This is a genomic window from Streptomyces sp. NPDC050508 (assembly GCF_040655155.1).
Lineage (GTDB): Bacteria > Actinomycetota > Actinomycetes > Streptomycetales > Streptomycetaceae > Streptomyces.
In genome coordinates, this window is sequence record NZ_JBFAJJ010000003.1 from 604,863 (window position 1) to 624,646 (window position 19,784).

13 protein-coding genes are annotated in these 19,784 nt (G+C 71.1%); 2 read left to right on the forward strand and 11 right to left on the reverse strand.

What is annotated here, in order from left to right; genetic code table 11:
- Positions 1-12: 12 nt before the first annotated feature.
- The 8 genes from AB0I69_RS11975 to eccD all read right to left on the reverse strand — a co-directional run bounded on the left by AB0I69_RS11975 (position 13) and on the right by eccD (position 8,571).
- Complete coding sequence (locus AB0I69_RS11975) at positions 13-378, reverse strand: hypothetical protein (protein WP_363095469.1); 366 nt, start codon at positions 376-378, stop codon at positions 13-15.
- Between the two features lie 7 nt (positions 379-385).
- Positions 386-835 (reverse strand): YbaB/EbfC family nucleoid-associated protein, encoded by a 450-nt coding sequence (locus AB0I69_RS11980; RefSeq protein WP_043678273.1) that lies wholly within the window; start codon positions 833-835, stop codon positions 386-388.
- Positions 832-3,933, reverse strand: coding sequence for an AAWKG family protein (locus tag AB0I69_RS11985; protein ID WP_363095470.1), 3,102 nt, complete (start codon positions 3,931-3,933; stop codon positions 832-834). The genes AB0I69_RS11980 and AB0I69_RS11985 overlap by 4 nt, the downstream gene beginning before the upstream one ends.
- A gap of 100 nt (positions 3,934-4,033) precedes the next feature.
- Positions 4,034-4,480 carry a type VII secretion system-associated protein gene (locus AB0I69_RS11990; protein ID WP_363095471.1) on the reverse strand — a complete coding sequence of 149 codons (447 nt, stop codon included), beginning with the start codon at positions 4,478-4,480 and terminating at the stop codon, positions 4,034-4,036.
- Between the two features lie 121 nt (positions 4,481-4,601).
- Positions 4,602-4,925: a WXG100 family type VII secretion target gene (locus tag AB0I69_RS11995; protein WP_363095472.1), complete on the reverse strand. Its 324-nt coding sequence runs from the start codon at positions 4,923-4,925 to the stop codon at positions 4,602-4,604.
- Between the two features lie 67 nt (positions 4,926-4,992).
- A complete protein-coding gene (locus AB0I69_RS12000; RefSeq protein ID WP_033285066.1) occupies positions 4,993-5,331 on the reverse strand; it encodes a hypothetical protein in 339 nt (112 codons plus the stop codon).
- Between the two features lie 221 nt (positions 5,332-5,552).
- Positions 5,553-7,115, reverse strand: coding sequence for a type VII secretion protein EccB (gene eccB, locus AB0I69_RS12005; RefSeq protein ID WP_363095473.1), 1,563 nt, complete (start codon positions 7,113-7,115; stop codon positions 5,553-5,555).
- A 55-nt stretch (positions 7,116-7,170) separates the two neighbouring features.
- Entirely contained in the window at positions 7,171-8,571 is a 1,401-nt protein-coding gene (eccD, locus tag AB0I69_RS12010) for a type VII secretion integral membrane protein EccD (RefSeq protein WP_363095474.1), read from the reverse strand.
- A gap of 318 nt (positions 8,572-8,889) precedes the next feature.
- Here eccD and eccCa point away from each other — a divergent pair, with 318 nt between their 5' ends.
- A complete protein-coding gene (gene eccCa / locus AB0I69_RS12015) occupies positions 8,890-12,822 on the forward strand; it encodes a type VII secretion protein EccCa (RefSeq protein WP_363095582.1) in 3,933 nt (1,310 codons plus the stop codon).
- Positions 12,823-13,137: 315 nt separating this feature from the next.
- On the opposite strand, the gene AB0I69_RS12020 is transcribed toward eccCa, so the two are convergent.
- On the reverse strand, positions 13,138-14,412 hold the full coding sequence (locus AB0I69_RS12020) for a S8 family serine peptidase (protein WP_363095475.1): 1,275 nt from the start codon (positions 14,410-14,412) through the stop codon (positions 13,138-13,140).
- The gene (locus AB0I69_RS12025; RefSeq protein ID WP_363095476.1) at positions 14,409-17,753 is read right to left on the reverse strand and encodes a right-handed parallel beta-helix repeat-containing protein; all 3,345 of its coding nucleotides are present in this window, start codon (positions 17,751-17,753) and stop codon (positions 14,409-14,411) included. The genes AB0I69_RS12020 and AB0I69_RS12025 overlap by 4 nt, the downstream gene beginning before the upstream one ends.
- A 309-nt stretch (positions 17,754-18,062) precedes the next feature.
- On the opposite strand from AB0I69_RS12025, the gene AB0I69_RS12030 reads away from it, so the two are divergent.
- Entirely contained in the window at positions 18,063-19,289 is a 1,227-nt protein-coding gene (locus AB0I69_RS12030) for a hypothetical protein (protein WP_363095477.1), read from the forward strand.
- A gap of 57 nt (positions 19,290-19,346) precedes the next feature.
- Here AB0I69_RS12030 and AB0I69_RS12035 read toward each other — a convergent pair whose 3' ends face one another.
- Positions 19,347-19,778, reverse strand: a complete 432-nt coding sequence (locus AB0I69_RS12035) for a DUF6299 family protein (RefSeq protein ID WP_363095478.1) — start codon at positions 19,776-19,778, stop codon at positions 19,347-19,349.
- Between the last annotated feature and the right edge of the window lie 6 nt (positions 19,779-19,784).

Genomic DNA, 19,784 nt, shown 5'->3' on the forward strand with positions numbered 1-19,784 from the left:
CGATCCGCTGCGTCAGTGCTTTCCGCCGTGCGAACCACCGTCGGTGTCGCCCGTGTTGATGTCGGAGCCGTGGATGGCGCTGAGTACGCCGTTCTGGGTGCCCAGCACGCTCTTCAGGTTGGTGAGGGTGCCGTCGCCGACGCTGACGATCGCCTCGGACAGGGAGGTGCCGGTCGTGACCGATCCCTCCCGCTGCTGCTTCTCCTGCGGAAGCATCTGCTTGGCGTAGCTGTCGTTCTGTCCGGGCCAGTGGGAGGTGGACGACACGTCCGTGATGAACTCGCTGATCATCTCGTTGGCCAGCCGGCTGATCTGCTCGATCTGCCGGGTACCGGCGATGAGCGCGGGCGGGCTGGCGGAGTAGGCGTTTTCCGACATCGTCTTCTCAGTCCTCCGGGTCTTCGCTGATCTCGTCGCGGAGCCGGCCGGCCCCGCGCCGTCGGCCGCCCTTGGGGCCCTCCAGGACACCGGGCCCGAAGATCTTGTTCCAGTCCACGTCGAAGCCGGTGATCTCGGGTGCCTCGGGGTTGGCCTTGGTGAAGGGTTCGAAGGTGGCCATGACGTGCCGGGCCATCCGCGCCCGTGCCTCCTGCACCGCCTCCAGCACGCTCGCGGCGAGCTGACCCGCGGGCATCGTGCGGTACTTGTCGTCCAGGAAGGTCAGCGCACGCAGGTCGCCCTGCGCGGAGACGGTCACCTCGACCGCGCGGTCCGCCGAGCGCACCGTGCTCTCGGCGTGGGCGAGTTCGCCCTCGGCGCGCGCCACCGCGGCCTCGGTGGCCTCCAGTTCGGCCACCGCCTTGGCCAGCCGCTGCTCGATCGACTCGCTGCTCATCGGCCGATCACCGCCGGCGAACCGCCCTCGTCCGTGCCCCAGACGTCCTCGTCCTCGGTGAGCCACGCCTCGCGGGCGCGGTCACCGCTCTCCGTGGAGCGGCCGTCCTGGCCCGCGCCGTTGCTGCCGGGCCCGCCCACCGGGTACGGGGCGCTGGACGTGGTCGGCCGGGTGTACACGACGTCCTCGTCCTCGTCCACGTTTGCCGCCCGGTTGGTCCGGCCGCGCCGAGTGGCGCCGTTGGACGGGTCGGTGAGGACGGCCCGGGTGCGCTCTGTGGTGCCGCCCTGTCCACCGCCGCCGCCACCGCCCATGCCGCCGCCCATGCCTCCCATGCCGCCCATCCCCATCGGGTTGAGCGGGGTGCCGCTCGACGCCTGTGCCGGGGTGGAGGCGTCGAGAGCGGCGGTGTCGAGGGCGTCGGAGCGCAGCGCGCCGCCGGTGTAGGGGGTGCTGTCGTAGTCGTCGTAGCCGCCGTCGAGGCCCGAATCCAGGCCGCCGCCGGACGTGTTGAGACCACCGCTGCTGAGGCCGCCGCTGTTGAGCCCGGTCGTGTTCAGGCCGCTCGTGTCGAGGCTGCTGCCGTTGTTCAGCCCACTCGTGTCGATGCCGTTACCGTTGAGGCCGCTGGTGTCGATCGAGGACGAGGGGAGGCCGCTGCCGTCGATGTCGGTGGTCGTCGTGTGGCCCGACGGGTCGGTGGTGGTGAGCTGGCCCGTGTCCGGGTTGAGGGTCTGCGTGGAGCCGTCCGGGAACTTCGTGGTGAGGGTGCCGTTGTCGTTCAGCGTGGTGGTCGAGCCGTCCGGGTTGGCGAAGCTGTCACCCGGGTTGAGATGCGACGTGGTGACGTTGCCCGAGGGGTCGGTGACGGAGATCTGACCGGTGTCCGGGTTGAGGGTCTCGGTGGAGCCGTCCGGGAAGTGGGTGGTCACCGAGCCGTCGGCGTTGAGCTGGGCCGTCGAGCCGTCCGGGGTGGTGAAGGAACCGTCGGTCGGGTTGAGCGTCGACGTACTGACGGTCCCGTCCGGGTTCGTGGTGGTGACCTGACCGGTGTCCGGGTTGAGGGTCTGGCTCGTGCCGTCCGGGAACTTGGTGGTGAGGGTTCCGTCGTCGTTGAGCGTGGTGGTCGAGCCGTCCGGGTTGGTGATCGTGCTGCCCGGGTTGAGCTGGGAGACCGAGGTGGTGCCGTCCGGGTTCGTGGTGGTGACCAGGCCGGTCGACGGGTCGATGGTCTGGGTGGAGCCGTCCGGGAACGTCGTGGTGAGGCTGCCGTCGCCGTTGAGCTGGGTGCTGCCCCCGGTCGGGGAGTTGAGCGTGGTCGAGCCGTCCTTGGTGGAGTCGTTGCCGGAGTTCAGGAGCGACGGGCCGAGGGTGTTCAGCGCGGTGTTGGCGAGGTTGCCCAGGTCGTTGCCGTTCGTACCGTCGTTGTTCAGCAGGCTGTCGTTGCCGAGGTTGTTGAGGTCGTCGAGCCCGCTGCCGACGTTGTTCAGGCTGTTGCCGAGATCGTCGTTCAGGTTGTTCAGGCTCGAATTCAGGCCGTCGCCAATGTTGTTGAGGCCATCGTTCAGGTTGGTGTTGAGGTTCGTGCCTAGGTTGTTGAGGCCGTCGCCGATGTTGTTCAGGTTGTCGTTCAGGCCGTTGTTCAGGTTGTTGAGGTTGTCACCCAGGTTGTTGAGGTTGTCGTTCAGGTTGTTGTTGAGGTTGTTGAAGTTGTCGTCGAGGTTGTTGAGGTTGTCCCCGAGGTTGTTCAGGTTGTCGTTGAGCTTGTCGTTGTTCTTTTTCGCCTCGTCCTCGGCGATCTCGTTGTCCTCCTTCTGGAGGACCTCGGAGAGCGTCTCGTTGTTCTTGTTCTTGACCTCTTGGTCGAAGGCGTCCTGTACGTCGGCCCAGGCGTTCTTCACATTGCTGAGCGCGTCGATGGACGGCTGCTTGAGCTTGGAGTCCGCGTGGTCGGACCAGCTCTTGACGGCGGCGTCGGCGACCTTCTGCCAGGTGGTGTGCTGGGTGAGGTCGCCGTAGTCGGGGACGCTCTGCTTGAACCCGGCGTCGGTGGAGTAGGAGGTGTAGTCGCCGCCTCCGTACTCGCTGTAGGTGGACTGCGTCGACGACAGCACGTGGTTGATGTTGTTGTTGATGACCCACTGACTGATCTCGTCGAGGATCTTCTTCACGTGGTAGTGCGGGTCGTGCTGGCCGTCGGACGCCCAGTCGTTCCACGCGGTCTGCAGCGCGGTGACCGCGTCCTTCAGGGCCAGTTGCGCGGCGGCGAGCGCGTCGCTCAGCTTCGACTTCGGGACGTAGCCGCCGAGGGTGCTGTTGGTCGCCGTGTAGTCGCTGCCGCCCAACTGGGAGACGTAGCCGTTGTAGTTGGTCTTCAGCTCGTCGAGGAGATGCCAGAAGAGGCTGGCCGCCTTGCCCTTCCAGGCCGCCTGGTCGTCGCCGAGCGAGGTCATCCACTGGTTCACGATGTCCGAGTGGTCCTTGAAGAACTGCACCACCCGGTCGAAGGACTGCCCGGTGTTCTCGAAGGACATCATGTCGACGGCGTTGGCGTCGATGACCGACAACCCGCTGTAGGAGAAGCCCTGCGTGTTGTACGGCGCCGCCAGCAGGTGGTCGAGGACCAGCTTGCTGCCCGAGATGTACTGGGCCATCGGCCCCGAGTCCCACTGGGTGTGCGTGTACGAGCCCTCGAAGGCGCCGCCGCCGGTGACCTCGCCGCCGCTCCAGAGCGTGGCGCGGCCGTTCTCGTCGACGGTGACGCCGATCATCACGATCCGGGCCTTCTTCATGCTGACGCTGTCGTGGGCGCCGTCCCCGCCGGCGTCGTAGAAGGCCAGGTCGTAGTCCTCGCCCGAGTTGACGTGCCAGCCGCCGATCGCCGAGTAGTCCGCCGCGGTCACCGCCCGCATGTCCATGCCGGAGATCTCCATCCGGAACAGCTTGAGGTCGGAGAAGTCGTCGTTGCTCGAACTGCTGAGCTTGGCGAACAGACTCGACCGGGCCGGGATCGTGTAGCCGGTGAAGTCGGTGACGGCCTGGGCGAAGTAGTCGTCCGGGTCGTAGTTGGCGGTCCCGGTTGTGGTGCTGTCGGCCATGGGGCGGACTCCGCTGCGGAGGAGGAAGGGGGACTGAGTGGGGGGCCGGGGTGCGGGGCCCGGGGCTCGGCAGGAGCCGGCGGGCCGCGCACCGGCCGCGTCAGGTCTTCGAGTCGCTGCCGCCCATGTCGCCGTCGACGGTGTCGAAGATGTCCAGCAGCTTCTCGCCGTCGATCGAGTCGAGGCTGTCGCCCTGTGTCTTCAGCAGGGTGGTGATCGTCTCGTCCAGCGCGCCGTCGATGTCGTCGAAGAGCGTCTTCTGGTCCGTGAGGATCTTGTCCAGCGCGGTCGCCTGCGTCTTGAGGGCCTCGACGAGCGTGGACCCGCCGACCGGGTCGCTGCTGTCGCCGCCGTTCATCAGACCGATCCGGAGGATCTTGGCGAGGCCCTGGGCCGAGCCGGCACCGGTCTCCGCGATCAGGTTCTTCAGGGACCGGACGCCCGCGTTGTCCTTGCGGATGGCCAGCAGATCGCTGATGAAGTCGGCGACGTCGTTGTTCTTGAAGTTCTTCAGCGCGGTCGAGTCGAGGTGGGTCAGGTCTGCCATGGGTGCCTCCGCGGGCGGAACGCGCCGACCCTGGCGTACGGCGCGGCGACGGAACGGGAAGGAGCCTGGACGACCGCACCGACCGCGAGGAGACCGGTCGGTGCGGCGGGGGCCGGCCGGCTCAGCGGCCGATGGTGACCTCGGACCACATCTGGCTGAGCGAGTTCTCGCTGTACTTGTAGCTGTTCGAGATCTCGTTGAGGAGCTGCGAGTGCGAGGTGAGCAGCGTCTCCATGTTCTGCACCGCGCCGTCCCAGGCCGCCTGCTTCTGGCGGTAGGTGTCGGCGTCGTTTCCGTACCAGGTCTTGGACAGCTCGCCGAGTTCCTGCTCAAGGTTGGACAGCGTCTGTGCAATCGCCTTGGTCTGCGCCACCATGTCGTCCGCGGCGTTCGACATGTGGTTGTAGCTGACGTAGATGACACCGTCGGTCAGGTTGTCTGCCACAGCTTGCCTCTCTTACACGATGCGGGGATCGGACGTGACCGTGAGGTCACGGGGACGCGGGGGTCGGTCAGCCGGCCAGCTGGTCGAAGGCCGACTGCGCCGCGTTGTACGCCTGGTTGATGGAGTCGTTCGAGGAACCCTGGGTCTTGTTGTGTTCCACGAGGCTCTGGTTCAGCCGGTCGATGACGTCCTCAAGGTTCTTGAGGATGACGTTGCACTGGCCGTCCCACTGTGCGAGGAGCTGGCCGTACTGGCCGCCGTCGCTGCCCTGGTAGCCGCTGCCCAGGGTGGAACGGGTGCTGTCGACGTCCTGACGGATCTTCACGATGCCGCTGAAAGCGCTCTCCAGGGCCTGGATTCCGTTCCGGGTCGAACCTTCGCTTGACTGCTGGCCATCTCCAGCCATCGTCCCACCTTTCGTAAGTCGATCTGAGGTACGAGTACAACTGAGCCTAGATTGACGGAAGTTGCGCGGACAACGAACTGAGGAAGATCTGAGGTTGCCAACCGCTTCCGTCCAAAGGCTTTTACCGGTAAGCAACTTGACCGGAACACGCGGTTCCGTGGTCGACGGTTCTGGAGTGATTCCAGTTTGGCGTGAACACGATCTCCATCGGCGTGAATTCGTCAGTTCCCGGCGCCCGAGGCCGAGTTGAGGGAACCGCCCGCCGGGGCCCGCCCGGCGACCGAGGGCAGACCGGCCTCGATGCCGGACCGGCCGCCGACACCGGCTCCCGTGCCGCACTGCGCCGCCGCGCCGCCCATGGCTCCGCCCACCGAGCCGGAGTCCGACGCCGCGGCCCGTGCGCTGAGTTCGGGCCCGGTCGGCAGCATCGACAGCAGCGTGGACGGCACCTTCACCGGCGTCGCCCCGCCGTAGCCGAGGGCGGCGAGCGCGCCCGCGTCCGGGATGCGGTACTTCACGCCGTCGTCGCCGACCAGGAACGTGGTGTCGCCGACCGTCTCGCCGGCCGCGCCCAACGCCCTTACCAGCGTGCCGTGTCCGGGCCGTGCGACCACCCGGTCCACCGTCACGCAGGCCGCGGTCAGCGCCGTCGGGTCGGCCTGCGCCGCCGGGGAGAGCGCGGTCTCCGCGACCCGTACCGAGGTCACCCGCACCTGCCCGTCGGCCGGGTCGACCTGGGCGCACACCGACTCCCCCGCCGCCAGGGCCAGCGCGCTCGGCGGAGTGTCCGGCAGCCCGGCGACCGACGGGTCGGTGCCGGCCGACCCCGGTGCCTGGTGGGCCCGCAGGTCGGAGACGTCGATCGTGACGACGTTCGGCGCGCCTCCGTCGTAGGCCTCCTTGCGGGTGTCCGGATCGCCGAGCAGCAGTGCCGACTGGGTGTCCGTCACCGGGTGCAGGCCGTCCTTCTGCAGGAGGTACTCCTGGTTCCCGGAGCCCGCCACCACGCGGAACACCTGCCCCATCCGGGTGGCCCGGCCGCCCAGTTCGGGCCCGGTCGTGCCACGCCCGTCGACCTTCGGGGTGGCCAGGTCCGGGCCGGTCACCAGGGCGTCGAGGAAGGCCGCCGACACCGGGCGGGGCGTCACGGGCGCGTAGCCGAGGGACTCCGCGGCACCCGAGTGCTCGTCCAACTCCAGGCGGCTGCCCTGCCACACCAAGTAGGTGTGTTTGTCAGGGCCCTTGACCACCAGCGCCGATGTCGCGCCGACCGGGTCCGTGTCCACGGGGGCGCCCGGTACGAGGGTCGTCGAGCTGCCGGAGCCGGTCGAGCAGACCTCCCACGGCGAGGTCTCCAGGTCGCCGGTGCCCGGCACGGAGTCGGGGGCGCCGGTGATCCCGACCGGCCTGCCGACCGGGGTGCCCGCGAGCGACTTGGAGCCGACCGACGTGGTCTTCAGGTCGGCGCCGCCGATCAGCACGGCCGACGCGTAGTTGCGCACCGGGCGCAGCCTGCCGTCGGCGTACAGGTAGCGGGCGCCGGTGTCCTTGTTGACGATCAGGGTGTCGCCGCTGCGCCAGGCGTCGTTGCCGCCGGGCCTGATCAGCCCGTACACCAGGGCGCCGCCGCAGACGAGCACGCCGACGATCAGGCCGACCAGCGCGCCGCGGCTGGTACGGCCCAGCGGGCTCTCCGGTGCGTCCGGGTCGGCCAGCAGCATGCCCGAGGTCAGGCGGCCCATCATGAACGTGTGCGCTTGCACCTGGTCGCGCTTCGACCGCACGCTTTCCTCCTGGCTCGGTCGTTCGGGTTCTGGTTCGCTCGGCCCTCGCGGGCGGTCAGCCCGTGATGCCGCGAAGGGTGCCGAAGACGCCCAGCAGCCACAGGGTCAGCGGCAGGAGGGCGATCGCCAGCAGGGAGTGCAGCAGTTCCGCCGCGCGCCCCCAGTACGGGACCATGCGCCGTCCCGGTACGGTCCACACCGCGACCGTGAGCGTCGCCGCCACCGCGAGCAGCCCCGCGACCAGCAGTGCCCGCTCGGTACCGGACAGCCGCAGCCCCCAGCCGAACGCCAGCAGCAGCAGGCCCCACGCGCCGGGCAGCACCAGCACCAGCCGCTGCGCGGTGTTCACCAGACCGCGGCCGTGCAGGAGCAGCAGCAGCGACAGGACCAGGGCGCACAGCAGCGCCGGGAGGTTCGGGCGGTGGGCGAGGGCCACCAGGCAGGCCGACGAGAGCACGCCCGTCGCGCCGTAGAGCGCGGTCATCCACTCACCGGCCAACTCGGTGCGTACGGCGACGTCGTTGCCCCGGTAGGGGTCGATGCCCTCCTGCAGCTGTTGCGCGTTGGTCGGCAGCGCCGGCATCCGCATCCCCGCGAACTTGAAGGACAGCGCGGGCACCAGACCGCCCAGCAGGACCGTCAGCGCCGCGACCACACCGGACGCGGCTGCCACGCGCACGTCGAACACCGTCATCAACACGCCGCCCACCGCTGTCGCGAGCGCCACCAGCGCCGACGCCAGGAACAGCGGGGTGCGGGCCGCGGAGGCCGCGAGGGCCAGTACCGCACCGCCCGCCCAGGCCGCCGCCGCCCCCAACAGCCGTGCCCCCAGCACCTGGTGGGCCTGCGGACCGCTCAACTCACCGCCCGGCACCAGCCAGCCCGCGAGCGCGAGCGCCGGGGACGCCAGCAGGCCCAGGACCACACCGGTCGCGGGATCGTCCACCGCCCGGCTCGCCGACGCGGCCCCGGCCAGCAGCAACAGACCTGTTCCTACGGCGGTGGCCGCGCGCAGCGACGCCGGGGCGCCCGGCAGGGCCAGCAGGACAAGACCGGCCAGCACGGCGACCGCGAGCAGGCCGCGCAGCAGGCGCCGGGCCGCCTCCGGGCTCCAGCCGTGCAGCCGGTCCCGGGTGACCGCGGCGATGCCGTCGACCAGGTCGTCGAGCCGTACCTCGGGCAACGCCTCGGTGCGCGGCCGGAGATGGAGCGCCTCGCCGTCGGTCAGCCCGAGCGAGGCGAGCGTCGCCTCGTCGTCGAGCGGCCGTCCGCCGAGGCGCTGGAGTATCCAGCCGTCGTGTTCGAGACCGGTCTCCTCCGCCTCCTCCCCCGCGTACCGCAGCACGGTGGGCAGCAGGTCGGCGACCGGTACGTCGGACGGCACGGCGAGGTCGATGGTGCGGGCCGGGGCCCGCACGGTCAGATGGCACAGGCCGGTCACGGAGGTGTCGGTCATACCGGGGCTCACGTCTCCTGAACATCGAAACGGGGGCACGCGGCGCGGCGTGCGAGGTGGGGGGAACGAGGTGCCTGTGAAGCGGGGGGTGACATGGACGTACGGAGTTGACGGGGTGCACACTACTGACACTCCCTACGACTCGTGTCAACGGGAGCCCCCACCAACGGTGTTGACAGCGTCCTCCGCCGTGCCAGTGCCGTGGCCTGATCCGGTGCACGCCCCCCACGTACCGCCGCGGTGCGCGAAGTCCGTTAGGAGCCCCAAGCGTTGAGCGTGGTCCTGTTCCGTCGTCCGGCCCGCCGTCGCGGACCCGACATGCCCGCCGGCGAGTTGGTCCTCCAGGAACCGCCGACCCTCATGGAGACCGTCCCGGACACGTCCGCGGTGTGGACGTATCTGCCGATGGGGATGATGTCCGTCTCGATGATGATGATGTTCCTGCGGTCGGGCGGCCAGTCCAGCGGCGTCTTCATGTACATCGCGCTCGGCGTGATGGTGATGGCCGTCGGCGCGATGATGGTCGGTCAGGTCATGCGCAAGGCCGGCGACCGCAAGCAGCGGCTGCGGGGTGAACGCCGCGACTATCTGCGCTACTTGGCGCAAAGTCGCCGTACCGTGCAGCGTGCCGTGGTCGAGCAGCAGCTCGCCCTGGCCTGGCGGCATCCCGAGCCCCGGGTGCTGCGCACGATGGTCCGCACCACGCGGCTGTGGGAACGCCGGGTCAAGGACGAGGACTTCGGCGAGGTGCGGATAGCGGTCGGCGACCAGCAGCTCGCGATGCGTCTGACTCCCGTCTCCAGCAAGCCGGTCGAGGACCTGGAACCGCTGTGCGCGCACGCTCTGCGCCGTTTCATCCGCGCCTACAGCACCGTTCCCGGCCAGCCCATCGCGCTGTATCTGCGGTCCTGGTCACGGGTGTTGGTGCACGGCGACCACGATTCCGCCCGCGGGATGCTCCGGGCCGCGCTGGCCCAACTGGCCCTGTTCCACCCGCCGGAGGAGCTGTGGATAGCGGTCTGCGTCGGTGACGAGGTGCGTGCCGAGTGGGAGTGGGTGAAGTGGCTGCCGCACAACCAGCACCCTCAGGAGACCGACGGCGCCGGGCCGTTGCGCATGGTGGCCTCCGCGTTCACCGATCTGGAGGACCAGCTCGGCAGCGAGTTCTCCGAGCGGCCCGCGTTCGATCCCGACGCCGTGCCCGGCCGTGACGAGCCGCTGGTGGTCGTCATCGTGGACGGCGCGAGCATCCCGGCAGGCCACCGCTTCGATGGGCCCGGTTACCGCAACGCCGTCGTCGTCGACCTCTCCGACAGCCTCACCTGGCGGCCCGGCCGCACCACCCTGCGTCTCGACGTCGCCCCGGACGCGGTCGCCCTGGTCCGCACCGACCGCAGCCGCAAGGAACAGTCCACCGTCCTGGGCCGCCCCGACCGGGTCGGTCCCGTCGCCGCCGAGGCGCTGGCCCGGCTGATCGCGCCGTACCGGATGAGTCTCAGCTCGGACGCGGTCGAACCGCTGTCGAACGACACGGAGTTGACCACGCTGCTCGGCATCGCCGACCTGCACCGGCTCGACCCCGACACGCTGTGGCGGCGGCACACCGGCTCCGGCCGGCTGCGCGTCCCGGTCGCGGTCGGTGCGGACGGCCGGCCCGTGGAGCTGGACATCAAGGAGTCCGCGCAGGGCGGCATGGGCCCGCACGGCATGCTGATCGGCGCCACCGGTTCCGGCAAGTCCGAGCTGCTGCGCACCCTGGTCCTCGGCCTGGCGCTCACCAACTCCTCCGAGACCCTGAACTTCGTCCTCGTGGACTTCAAGGGCGGCGCGACCTTCCTCGGTCTGGACGAACTCCCGCACACCTCCGCCGTCATCACCAACCTCGCCGACGAAGCCGCCCTGGTGGAGCGCATGCAGGACGCGCTGCACGGTGAACTCATCCGCCGCCAGGAGCTGTTGCGGTCCGCGGGCAACTACACCTCGGCCCTGGAGTACGAGAAGGCGCGGGCCGGCGGCGCCGATCTCGCCCCGCTGCCCAGCCTGTTCGTCGTCGTCGACGAGTTCAGCGAACTCCTCGCCTCGCACCGGGAGTTCATGGAGCTGTTCGTGATGATCGGCCGCCTCGGCCGGTCCCTCGGCGTGCATCTGCTGCTGGCCTCGCAGCGCCTGGACGAGGGCAGGATGCACCAGTTGGAGTCGCACCTGTCGTACCGGATCGGTCTGCGCACCTTCTCCGCGATGGAGTCCCGGGGCGTCCTCGGCGTCCCGGACGCGTACGAACTCCCCTCCCAGCCCGGCAGCGGCTACCTCAAGAGCGGCATCGAGGCCCTGACCCGGTTCCGCGCCGCCTACGTCTCCGGCCCCTACCGCAGGCGCGGGGGTGCCGTCGCGCAGGCCCGGGTCGCCACCCAGGTGGTGCCCTGGTCGACCGGGTACATCGTGCCGCGCGCTCCCGCACCGGCCGCGATCGTGCCGGAGCCCGAGGCGGAGGAGAGCGCCGAGAGCCTGCTGGCGGTGGCGCTGGACCGGCTGCGTGACTCCGGGCCGCCCGCGCACCGGGTGTGGCTGCCGCCGCTGGACACCGCGTCCCCGCTGGACGTGCTGCTCGGCGGTCTCGCCGAGGACCCGGACCGCGGTCTGACCGCGTCCCGCTGGACGGGCGCCGGGAAGCTGCGGGTTCCGGTCGGCCTGGTCGACAAGCCGTTCGACCAGCGCCGTGACCCGCTCGTGGTGGATCTCGCCGGGGCGGGCGGCCATGTCGCCGTCGCGGGTGGTTCGCAGAGCGGCAAGTCCACCGTCCTGCGCAGCCTCGTGATGGCGCTCGCGCTCACCCACACCCCGCGCGAAGTCCAGTTCTACTGCCTCGACTTCGGCGGCGGCACGCTCTCCCAGCTCACCGGCCTGCCGCACGTCGGCGGGGTCGCGGCCCGCCTCGACACCGAGCGGATCAGCCGTACGGTCGCCGAGGTCACCGCCGTCCTCACCCAGCGCGAGCAGTTCTTCCTCGACAACGGCATCGACTCGATGTCCACCTACCGGCGCCGCCGCGCGGCCGGGGAGTTCCCCGACGAACCGCACGGCGACATCTTCCTGGTGATCGACGGCTGGTCGGCGGTCCGCCAGAACTTCGACCAGTACATCCCCACGTTCAACCAGATCGCCACCAGCGGCCTCAACTACGGCATCCACCTGATCGTCGCGACCGCCCGCTGGCTGGAACTCACCGCCCCGGTCCGCGACCAGTCCGCGACCCGGCTCGAACTCCGGCTCGGCGACACGATGGACTCCGTCGTGGACATCCGCAAGGCGAGCGCGGTGCCGCAGATCCCGGGCCGCGGCCTGACCGTCGAGACGAAACTCCACTTCCTCTCGGCGCTGCCCCGCGGCGACGGCTCCACCGACCCGGAGACGCTCAGCGAGGGCGTCGCGGACCTGGTGGACCGGATCGCCACCGCCTGGCACGGCCCGCGCGCTCCCCAGGTCCGGATGCTCCCGCACCGGCTGCCCGCGGCGGACCTCCCCGAGCCCGAACTCGGCGACGGCGTCAGCCTCAAGCTGGCACTCGGCCAGGACGAGGAGACCCTCGGCACCGTCTGGCACGACTTCTCCCGCACCCCGCACCTGGTCGCCGTGGGCGACACGGAGAGCGGCAAGACGAACCTCCTCCGACTGGTCGCGGACTCCGTCATCGCCCGCTACACCCCGGCCGAGGCCCGCATCCTGGTCGTCGACTACCGCCGCGGCCTGGTCGACGCCGTCCCCGAGGAGTACCGCCTCGGCCACGCGGTCGCCCTGGAAGCCCTCAAACAACTGGTAGGCGGCTCGGCAAAGGCCCTCCGCACCCGCGTCCCCGGCCAGGAGATCACCCCGGCCCGCATGCGGCAGGCCGACTGGTGGACGGGCCCGCGCCTGTTCGTCCTCGTCGACGACTACGACATGGTCGGCGGCGGCACGGTCATGGACCACCCCTTCGCCCCGCTCTTCGAACACCTCGCCCTGGGCCACGAGTTGGGCCTCCACGTGGTCGTAGCCCGCTCCGCCACGGGCGCCGGCCGCGGCCTGAACGACCAGCTCCTCCGCCGCTTGGACGAGGTCAACACTCCGGGCATCCTGATGTCCTGCTCCCCGTCGGAGGGCTACGTCTTCGGCAACGTGAAGCCCCGGGTCCTGCCCCCGGGCCGGGCCCTCCACATCGTCCGCCGCAAGCCGTCCCTCATCCAGACGGCCCTGGCGGCGGGAGCGGAGGAGTAAGCGCCGACGACGAACGGAACGGCCCCGGGCGACTGTTGGTCGCCCGGGGCCGTTCCGTTCAGCGTGCACGACGGCTGAGGCCGAGCGCGCCGCTGTGCTCGCGGCGATCGGGGGATCGACAGTCGGCCGGACACCACCGGGCACGGGCCGCGTACGGGCATGCCGCGCGGTGTCCGAGAGGCGCTGCCGCCTCAGGACGGCGGCAGCCGACCAGGGGCGCGGGGCTGTGCCGATGTGCGGCTCCGCCGCGTGGGCGCGACCAGCCCCCACCGGCCCGCAGGTGCCCAGTGACCGGCCCGGCACCGCCGAAGGCCGTCAGCCTTCCAGGGGCGTGCCCACGCCCGCCGGGACCGCCGGATCCGCCGGATCCGCGACGACCGTGTTCCCTGTACTTTCCGGCCGGGCGGACGGGCGCCAGCCCAAGCGGCGCCCCCGGGGCAGGATCAGGCCCAGCCACACCACCGCGATGACCACGGCGAGGCCCGCCGCCGCGGGCCACAGAGCGCGGCGGAGGGGCCCGGCCGCCTTGTCTGCCGGGAGGTGGACCGGGGAGGCGGCGTCGCCTCGGGACGGTGCGGCGGCGGTGCCGGTCAGGATCGAGGTGACCGCCGCGTACGGGTCGAGGCGGGGCACGTCGGCCGGGTAGGCGGAGGTGCGGAGCAGGGTCGCGGTCTGCGTGGCCGTCAGCTCCGGGTGGACGGAGCGCACCAGCGCCGCCGCCCCCGCCACGAAACCGGCGGCCAGAGACGCGCCCGAGCCGATGTAGTGGCCGGCCTTCTTCGGGCCGATACCGACAACTCCGTCCCCGGGGGCGGCAATTGCGGCACTGGAAGTCGTGTACGCGCCGGTCGGCCGCTTGCCCGAGACGTCGACGTCGAGGACGGAGAGCACACCGTCGTCGGCGGCCGGGTAGTAGTCGCGGGCGGGCGGAACGTCCGTCGCCGAGGTCGCCGTCGCCGGTGTGTCCGGTACGGCCGCCGCGACCACCAGGACGTCCTTCTTCACGGCCAGCGCGACCGCCGACCGCAGCGCGGCGGAGTCACCGGCAAGAGCTGCCGACACCGTCACCACCTCGGCACCGCCGTCCACAGCGGCCCGGATGCCCTCCGCGACCTTGGCCGCCGTGACCGCCCCGCGCGCGTCGCTGCCCCGCACCGCGAGGATCCGCGCCTGCTGCGCCACCCCCGCGAACCGCACACCGTCCGCTACGGCCGCGCCGACCAGCCCGGCCACGAAGGTGCCGTGTCCCACGCAGTCGGTCCCGGCGTCGCCGACCGCCGTCACCCGCCCCTTCAGCGCGGGGGCGGAGGACGAGACCCCGGTGTCGACCACGCCGACGGTCACCCCGGTGCCCGACGCGAACGGCCAGGTCCGGCTGAGCTGGAGCGAGACCTGTTCCCAGGGCACGTCGGTGGCGCGCCGGTCCGAGCCCGTCGCACAGGCCGCGTCGGCGGCCAACTTGGATGCCAGCACGGGGAGTTGGACCGTGCCTCCGGCCGCAGCCGCGGATCCGACGCCGACGGCGCTCGCGGCGGCCGTGAGCAGCAGTGCCAGACCGGTGGCGAAGGCCTTGCCGTGTGTCGTCGTCATGCCCGGGCCGCCCCGCTGGAGGTGGGAGAGGTGGCCGTCGGGTCGGCGAGGTCCTCCGGGAGGAGCAGGCGCAGGTCGTCGAGGCTGGGCACGGCCAGTCTGCTGAGCCGGCCCGCCTGTCGGGTCATCATCCGCTCCAGGATCTGGCGGGCCGTGCGCGCGTTGCCGAACGACCGGTCGCGGGGCAGCCCGTCGAAGTACTGCCGGAGGACCGGTCCCAGTCCGGCCGCGCACTCGTAGCCGAGTTGTACGGCGTGCTCGCGGACGATGGTGACCAGTTCGTCGGAGGAGTAGTCGGCGAACTCGACCCGCCGCGAGAACCGGGAGGACAGGCCCGGGTTGGAGGCCAGGAAGGTCTCCATCTCCTGGGTGTACCCGGCGACGATGACGACCACCTTGTCGCGGTGGTCCTCCATCAGCTTCAGCAGGGTGTCCACGGCCTCCCGGCCGAAGTCGGAGCCGGACGCCTCACGCGGGGTGAGGGTGTACGCCTCGTCGACGAACAGCACACCGCCCAGGGCCCGTTCGAAGACCTCGCGGGTCAACTGCGCGGTGTGGCCCACGTATCGGCCCACGAGGTCGGCGCGGGACACCTCGACGAGTTGGCCGCGCGGCAACACTCCGAGGGAGGCGAGGAGTTCGCCGTAGAGGCGGGCCACGGTGGTCTTGCCGGTGCCGGGCGGGCCGGTGAAGACGAGGTGGTGGCTGAGGCGGGGCACCGGGAGTCCGGCAGCCTCGCGCTGCTTGGCCGTCGAGACGAGGTTGACGAGGTCGGTGACGTCCCGCTTCACCGCGTGCAGTCCGACCAGCGCGTCCAGCCTGCTGAGCGCGTCGTCGCCGGGGTCGGCGGCGTTCGGGCCGTCGGCGGCGGTGCGTGCCGCCTCCTCGCTGATGTCCTGCGGCAGCAGCAGGGAGAGGTCCTGCTCGGTGACATCGGTGAGCGCGGACAGCCGTACGGCCTGCCGGTCCACCATCTCCTCGAACACCTGCCGTGCGGCACGGCCGTTGCCGAACCCGGCGTCCTTCGGCAGGCGTTCGAAGTGCACCGCGAGTGCGTGTCGTGTCTCGTCGGCGAGTGCGTACTGGTGCCGTACGCACATGCTCTCCATGATCTCGACCAGCTCCGGCACCGAGTAGTTCTCGAACTCGACGGTGCGTGAGAAACGGGACGCCAGACCGGGGTTGGAGCCGAGGAAGCTGCGCATCTCGTCGGAGTAGCCCGCCGCCACGACCACCACGTCGTCGCGGTGGTCCTCCATCAGCTTGAGCAGGGTGTCGACCGCCTCGCGGCCGAAGTCGGCCCCGGAACCACGGGAGTCGGTGGTGAGCGTGTACGCCTCGTCGACGAACAGGACGCCGCCCAGGGCCCGTTCGAAGGCCTCGGTGGTCTTGATGGCCGTACCGCCGATGACCTGGGCGACGAGGTCGGCGCGGGAGACCTCGACGAGGTGTCCGGAGCGCAGGGCGCCCAGCTCGGCGAGGATCGTGCCGTAGAGGCGGGCGACGGTGGTCTTGCCGGTGCCGGGCGGGCCTGCGAAGACGAGGTGGCGGCCCATCGGCGGTGCGGACATGCCGAGTTGGGCGCGGCGCGCGGCCAGCTGGGTGAGGTTGACGAGGGTGCGGACCTGTTCCTTGACGTTGTCGAGGCCGATGAGGCTCTCCAGCGCGGCCATCGGTCCGTCGGGCCGGCCGGGGCCCTCGGAGGCGGACACGGTGCCCGCCGGGTCGGTGCCCTCGGCCTCGCCGAAGCCCCAGGCGTCGCGGGACTCGTTGCCGGTGCTGGTGAGGTTCTCCACCGCGAGCCGGCCGCCCGCCTTGGCCTGCACGAGGCCGCCGCCGCGGTTGTCGCGGACCGTGCAGCCCACGACCGAGACCGGCGCCTCCGACTCGACGCGGATGCCGTCGCGGTCGTTGCCCGCGGCCTCGCAGCCGTTCAGGGAGGCCCGGCCGCCGTCGCGGACCAGGAAGCCGTGCTCGGCGGAAGCGGCGGTCCGTACCCGGTTCGCCGTCAACTCGCCGCCGGTGTCCACGAGTACACCGCAGCCGCCGGCCGAGACCAGCTCGCCGTCGCGGATCGCCGCCGTGCCCTCGCCGCCGATCTCCAGACCGGCACCGCCGGGGTTGTTGACCCGGAATCCCGCGAGATAGACGTTGCCGCCCGCCGCGACCTCCGCGCCCGCGCCGCCCGGCGTCTCCACCGTGCAGTCCTCCACCCGGCCGCGACCGCCGTCGCGCACCGACACACCACAGCCGCCCGCGCCGGTGATCCGGGCGCGCCGCACCAGCGGGTTGGCGTTGCCGCGGATCACCACACCGGCGCCCTTGACGTCGATGACCTCCACACGCTCCAACTCGGCCGCCGAGTCCTCTTCGAGGAGTACGCCGTCCGACTCGCCGTCCCGGACGGTCAGCGAGGTCAGCGTGGGCGAGGAGGCCCCGGCCACCCGCAGCGCCGCCATCTGGGCGCCGGTCAGCCAGCAGTCCTCGTACGTGCCGCGTGAACGGTCCGTCACCAGCAGGCCGTTGCCCGTGGTGCGGGCGGTGCGGCAGCGGACCAGCACCGGGTCGCTGCCGTGCGAGACGATGATGCCGGGCCCGCTGCTGCCGGTGACCCGCACCTCCTCCAGCTCGCAGCGGGCGGCGCTGGTCACGTGCACACCGATCGAGGTGTCGCGGACCACGGTCCGAAGCACCCGTATCGCGCTGCGTTCCTCAAGTGCCAGCGACGGCTTGTCCGTTGAGGCGAGGTCGCAGTCCTCGACGGAGCCCTGGGCGTCGCCGTTGGCGAGCACACCGTTGCCGCGCGCGTCCCGCACGGTGCAGCCGCGCAGGGTGGCCCGGCCGCGCTCGCCGATCACCACCCCGCTGGTGCCGAAGTGTTCGAGAGTGCAGGACTCCAGCGAGCTCTCCGTCGGCGAGGTGACCACGACACCGGCGCCGGTGCGGTTGGAGACCCGGCACTCACGCATCGCCAACGAGCCGGAGTTGCGCGCCAGTACGGTCGTCCACGAGGCGCCGGACAGATCGCAGCCCTGCATCGCGACCTGCCCGTGCGAGGCGTCCACGGCCGGCTGTTCCTCGTCCTGGCCCTGCACCACCAGGTCGGTCAGCATCACCGCGTCCACGCGCAGCGAGATCACGGTGCCCTTGCGCGGCGCCAACCGGACGGTGCCGCGCGCCTGTTCGGCGACGATGGTGACCCGGGTGGTGACGACGAGATTCTCCTCGTACGTCCCCGGGCGCACACTCAGCACCGCGCCTCCGCGCGCCCTGGCCAGGGCCTCTCCGATCGTCCGGGCGTCCCCGGTGCCCTCCGGACAGACCGTCAGTACCTGGCGCACTCAGCTGACCTCCTCGTGTCGGCACCTGTCGGTTGCGGCAACCCCATCATGCCGTCCCCGCACGCGCGTTCCCACTCCGGTCCGGTCCGCGGAACGTACGGAGAGGGGGCGCGCGGTGCGGCACAACAGTGCCGTACGACGAATTATGGGCTGTTGCGCAACACCCGTACCAGCACCGGAGCTTGTGCGTGACGATTGTTAACTCCGGTGAAAGGAACCGCCGTTGGCGTATGCGCGTGAAGAGACGTGAATAGGATTGCGCGTACAGACGTATGACGAACTGTTGGGCGATTGAGGCGGACAGGGCGGATGACAGACCGGACCGGACCGGCCGCGCGGAACACGGCGGCAGAGAACTCTGTGACGGGTGCCCCGGCAGGGGAAGCGACGGCGGCGAACCCGACGACACCCGCATCGGCGACGACACCCGGATCGGCGGCGGCGTCCGCCGAGGAGACCGCCACCACGGCGAGCAGAGCGGCCGGCGCGGCGGGCGAGGCACCCAAGTCCCGTTCAGGGGCCGCCAGTTCGCCCGGGACCGTCTCCGCGGAGTCCGTCGCGGCGGAACTCTCGGCCGAGTCCGTCGCGGCGGAGCTGAGTCGTCCCGCGGCTGCGACCGCGGTCTCGGCTGCGGAGGCCGAAGCGCTCGCCGGTGGCCGTACGCCGGAGGAACCCGCAGGGCCGGCCGGCGCGGACCCCGCTTCCGCCCGACCCGCACGGCAGGAGGCCGCCGAGGCCGAGGCTCCCGCCGGGGTGCTGGCCGCGAGCGTCCCCGAGGGGGACGGACCCACCCCCGGAGCCACGGCGGCGGCTTCCGTCGGCCGCCCGGGCCGCCCGCTGCTGGCCGGCGCGGCGGTGCTCGGCGCGCTGCTGATCGCCGTACCGGGGCTGCTGATGAGCCGGGACCGGACGCCGGAGAGCCACGACCGTGTCGTGGCCGACCAGGCGGGCACCATTCTCGGCGACGGCGCCCCGACACAGGGCGCCGGGGCATACGCGTCGGACAGCCCTTCCGCTCCCGCGCCGCACACCACGTCGAAGGCCACCCCGCACCACACCGCTCCGGCCAAGTCGACCGTGGGGCAGCCGGTGAGCGAGCCGACGACGATCAAGAAGACGACGAAGCCGGTCGCGACTCCGAAGCCGAAGAAGACCACGACCAAGTCCGGGTCGAAGTCGACCACGACGACCAAGTCGACGTATCCGTCGGACATCCTCGTCACGGCCACCCGGGTGCTGAACTCCGGCCAGTCCCTCAACGCGAAGAAGGCCCGGCTGCGCATGCAGTCCGACGGCAACTTCGTCCTCTACGACGAGAACAACAAGGCTCGTTGGGCCACGAACACCTTCGGCTCGAACTTCCACGCGGTGTTCCAGGCGGACGGCAACCTCGTCGTCTACACCTCAAGCAACCAGGCCGTCTGGGCCAGCCAGACCGAGGGCCACAACGGCGCCATCCTCCGGCTCCAGGGCGACGGCAACCTGGTGATCTACTCCGGTTCGACCCCGATCTGGGCCAGCAACACCCAGCACTGACGGTCCCGAACCGCCTGTGGCCCGCCCCCACTTGGGGGCGGGCCACAGCCACGTGGCTCAGCTCTTGGTGAGGGTGATGTCCTGCCGCTGTACCGCGTGGAAGCGCGGCAGGGGCAGGCCGCCCCCGGAGGACAGTTCCATCACGGTGGCCTCGACCTGGGCCGCGCCGGGCGTGAGCGCGTCGGACGAGGGCTTGCCCGAGTTCTCCCAGCTGTGCTCGACGCCGTCGCAGACCGCCCGGGTGCCGCCGATGCCGTGCCGGACCGAGGGGTCGTTCTGGGAAACGGATGAACTGACGAAGGTGGCGCCCGAGTTGCCGAGACAGCGGTAGGTGCCGGAGAGGGTGACGGTGCCGTCCGGGGCGATACGGCCCGTGGGGTCGACCGTCACCGTCTCGTACGGGTCGACGGTCGCGGTCGCGGCGGGGGCGGCGGCCAGCAGGAGCAGCGTGGCACCGGCCGCCGTACCGAGGACGGAACGCAGGGACATGGGAAT